The following is a 4,007-nucleotide window of genomic DNA, read 5'->3' on the forward strand; positions in this document are numbered from 1 at the left end:
TGGCCGCGGTCCCCGCCCCGGGGTGGCCGGCGCCCCACCCCTCGCGGGGGGGGGGTTGCGCCCGTATTGTGTTGTTCTATCCTTGGGGCGGGCCGCCCCCCCCCCCCCCGGGGGGGGGCCCGGGGGCCGGAGAAGCGAAAAGGGAGCAGGCGCAGATTACGCCTCGGCGCCCTCGCCTTCGCCCTCGGTGCCCTCCTCGGCCGGGGCCTCGGCCTGGGCGGCGACGACCTGCAGCACGGCCGCGTCCTCCTCGACGGCCAGCGTGGTGCCCGCCGGGAGGGTGATGTCCTTGGCGTGGATGGTGGCACCCGCGTCCAGGCCCGCGATGGAGACGGTGACCGACTCCGGGATGTGGGTCGCCTCGGTCTCGACCGGCAGGGCGTTCAGCAGGTGCTCGAGCAGGTTGCCGCCCGGGGCCAGGTCGCCCTCGGTGAGGATCGGCACCTCGACGGTGACCTTCTCACCCTTCTTCACCAGCAGCAGGTCGATGTGCTCCAGCACGCCGATCTTGATGGGGTGGCGCTGCACGGCCTTCGGGATGACCAGCTCGTCCTTGCCGCCCTCGACGTCCAGACGGATCAGCACGTTCGGGGTCTTCAGCGCCATCAGCAGGGCGTGCGCCGGCAGCGTGACATGCAGCGGCTCGACGCCGTGGCCGTAGATAACGCCGGGAACGCGATCGGCGGCGCGGGTACGGCGGGCGGCACCCTTGCCGAATTCGGTGCGGGGCTTTGCGGAGATCTTGACCTCGGCCATGGGGCACTCCTCGTAGATCGTTTACGGTGTGTGGGCGTCACCCGGCCCACGACAGACCTGCTACGAAGAGCGCGTCGATAACGGACAGCCGCTGTGAGAAGCGGCCTCCCTCGCCGAGCAACCCCACGATTCTACCAATGGCCGAGAGTGCCTCTGCCAACGGCTGAGGCCACCCCCTGACGGGAGTGGCCTCTACGTTCGGTCCGGGGAGGTTAAGCCGCTCACGCTTGCTCCTCGAACAGGCTGGTCACCGAGCCGTCCTCGAAGACCTCCTGGACCGCGCGGGCGACCGTCGGCGCCATCGACAGCACGGTCACCTTGTCCAGCTCCACCTCGCTGGGAGTCGGCAGGGTGTTGGTGAAGACGAACTCACTGACCTTGGAGTTCTTCAGCCGGTCCGCGGCCGGACCCGACAGCACACCGTGGGTGGCGGTCACGATCACGTCCTCCGCGCCGTTCGCGAACAGCGCGTCCGCCGCCGCGCAGATGGTGCCACCGGTGTCGACCATGTCGTCGACCAGCACACATACCCGGCCCCGCACATCGCCGACCACCTCGTGCACCGTGACCTGGTTGGCCACGTCCGGGTCCCGCCGCTTGTGCACGATCGCCAGCGGCGCGCCCAGCCGGTCGCACCAGCGGTCCGCGACCCGCACCCGGCCGGCGTCCGGCGACACCACGGTGAGCTTGGACTTGTCGACCTTGGCGCCCACGTAGTCCGCGAGCACCGGCAGTGCGAAGAGGTGGTCCACCGGGCCGTCGAAGAAGCCCTGGATCTGGTCGGTGTGCAGATCGACCGTGAGGATCCGGTCGGCACCCGCGGTCTTCAGCATGTCGGCGACCAGCCGGGCCGAGATCGGCTCGCGGCCACGGTGCTTCTTGTCCTGACGGGCGTAGCCGTAGAACGGAACGATCACCGTGATCGAGCGCGCGGAGGCCCGCTTCAGCGCATCGACCATGATGAGCTGCTCCATGATCCACTTATTGATCGGAGTCGTGTGGCTCTGGATCAAAAAGCAGTCGGCGCCGCGCGCCGACTCCTGGAAGCGGACGTAGATCTCGCCGTTGGCGAAGTCGAATGCCTTGGTCGGGACCAAGCTGACGCCCAGCTCATGGGCGACCTCCTCGGCCAGCTCGGGGTGGGCGCGGCCGGAGAAGAGCATCAGCTTCTTCTCGCCGGTCGTCTTGATCCCGGTCACAACAAGTCTCCTTGGATGTCACTTTGGTGCACTTCTCACCGTACGCCCCGCACGGTGTACCTGTGCAGATGTCACTGCTGACCCTCGTCCTCCCGACGAGCGGCCTCGGCGGCTCGCGCCGCGGCGCTTCCGGGGCGCTTGCGGGCGACCCAGCCCTCGATGTTCCGCTGCTGTCCGCGTGCGACGGCGAGCGAGCCCGGGGGCACATCCTTGGTGATGACCGATCCGGCGGCGGTGTAAGCACCGTCCCCGATCGTGACGGGAGCCACAAGCATGTTGTCGGCCCCGGTCCGGCAGTGGCTGCCGATGGTGGTGTGGTGCTTGTTCACACCGTCGTAGTTCACGAAGACACTGGCGGCGCCGATATTGGTCTGCTCGCCGATCGTCGCGTCGCCCACGTAGGACAGATGCGGCACCTTGGTGCCCTCGCCGATCGTGGCGTTCTTCATCTCCACATACGTGCCGGCCTTGGCCTTGGCCCCCAGCCGGGTCCCGGGGCGCAGATACGCGTACGGCCCCACGCTCGCCCCCGCGCCGATCTCCGCGCCGTCCGCGACGGTGAACGAGACGGCCGCGCCCCGGCCGACGGTGGTGTCGGTGAGCCGGGAGTTCGGCCCGACCTGGGCGTCCGTGGCCAGGTGGGTGGCGCCCAGCAGCTGGGTGCCCGGGTGGACCAGCGCGTCCGGCTCGAAGGTGACGGTCACGTCGATCCAGGTGGTGGCGGGGTCGACGACGGTCACACCGCTCAGCATCGCCCGCTCCAGCAGCCGCTCGTTCAGCAGCCTGCGGGCCTCGGCCAGCTGGACGCGGTTGTTGATCCCGACGATCTCGCGGTGGTCGCCCGCCACGCACGCGCCCACCCGGTGCCCGGCCTCGCGCAGGATGCCGAGCACATCGGTGAGGTACTCCTCACCCTGGCTGTTGTCGGTGCGCACCTTGCCGAGGGCGTCGGTGAGCAGCTGGGCGTCGAAGGCGAAGACCCCGGAGTTGATCTCGCGGATCGCGCGCTGCGCGTCGGTCGCGTCCTTGTGCTCCACGATCGCGGTGACGGCACCCGTCGCGTCCTCCCGCACGATCCGGCCGTAGCCGGTGGCGTCGGGGACCTCGGCGGACAGCACGGTCACGGCGTTGCCGTCGGCGTCGTGGGCCGCGGCGAGCCGCTGGAGCGTCTCGCCGGTCAGCAGCGGGGTGTCGCCGCAGACGACGATCACGGTGCCGTCGAGGGCGACCCCGCTGTCGGACAGCTCCTCCAGGCCCATCCGGACGGCGTGCCCGGTGCCGTTCTGCTCGTGCTGGACGGCGGTGCGCACCTCGGCGTCGGTCTCGGCCAGATGCGCGGAGACCTGCTCCCGGGCGTGGCCGACCACGACCACGAGATGTTCGGGGGAGAGCTCACGGGAGGCGGCGACGACATGCCCGACGAGGGAGCGGCCGCAGAGGGCGTGCAGAACCTTCGGGGTCGCCGATTTCATGCGGGTGCCCTCACCCGCTGCGAGGACGACGACGGCTGCCGGGCGGTTGGCGCTCACGGGTGTGCCCTTCGGCTTCGGGGGTGGACACCCGCAGGATACCGAGAGGTTTCCGGGCGGAAAGGAAGGAGGGTCCCGAGCCGGGAGGTCAGACCCCGGGAAGGCGGAACGCGAGGCGGGATCCGGGGCGGAATGTGAAGCTCCCCCGCCAGGACTCGAACCCGGACAAATGGCACCAAAAGCCACTGTGCTGCCAATTACACCACGGGGGATGGCGCAAGCCATCTGACCGGAATTCGATCAGATCGCCGCTTCGGCGCCCTCCACTATGCCGTACCAGGAGCCCTCCGTGCGACGGTATGCGCCACCCCGTCGGGGGCGCGAACGGCGCGGCGGCGCGCCGCCGTGTCACCGGGAAAAGCGCTGGCGCCCCGCCGTAGGCTGGTCGCTATGAGTTCGACGGGGGAAGAGGCGGGGGGGGGGGGGGGGGGGGCCCCCCCGGCGGGGGGGGGGGGGGGGCGGGGGCGGGGGGGGGGGGCGCGCCCCCGCCCCCGGGGCGCGGCCAAACTATGCGCCGCGGGCG

General features: G+C 70.6%; 3 protein-coding genes and 1 tRNA gene. All 4 read right to left on the minus strand.

Annotation, left to right across the window (positions count from 1 at the left end; translation table 11 throughout):
* Window positions 1-156: 156 nt before the first annotated feature.
* Window positions 157-756, minus strand: a complete 600-nt coding sequence (locus tag ACFXB5_RS41570) for a 50S ribosomal protein L25/general stress protein Ctc (RefSeq protein ID WP_385218628.1) — start codon at window positions 754-756, stop codon at window positions 157-159.
* Window positions 757-977: 221 nt separating this feature from the next.
* Complete coding sequence (locus ACFXB5_RS41575; RefSeq protein WP_385218630.1) at window positions 978-1,955, minus strand: ribose-phosphate diphosphokinase; 978 nt, start codon at window positions 1,953-1,955, stop codon at window positions 978-980.
* A 71-nt stretch (window positions 1,956-2,026) separates the two neighbouring features.
* Complete coding sequence (gene glmU / locus ACFXB5_RS41580) at window positions 2,027-3,484, minus strand: bifunctional UDP-N-acetylglucosamine diphosphorylase/glucosamine-1-phosphate N-acetyltransferase GlmU (protein WP_385218631.1); 1,458 nt, start codon at window positions 3,482-3,484, stop codon at window positions 2,027-2,029.
* 140 nt (window positions 3,485-3,624) lie between these two features.
* A tRNA-Gln gene (locus ACFXB5_RS41585) sits at window positions 3,625-3,696 on the minus strand.
* Between the last annotated feature and the right edge of the window lie 311 nt (window positions 3,697-4,007).

Origin of the sequence: Streptomyces sp. NPDC059455, assembly GCF_042750115.1 — a bacterium.
Lineage (GTDB): Bacteria > Actinomycetota > Actinomycetes > Streptomycetales > Streptomycetaceae > Streptomyces > Streptomyces endocoffeicus.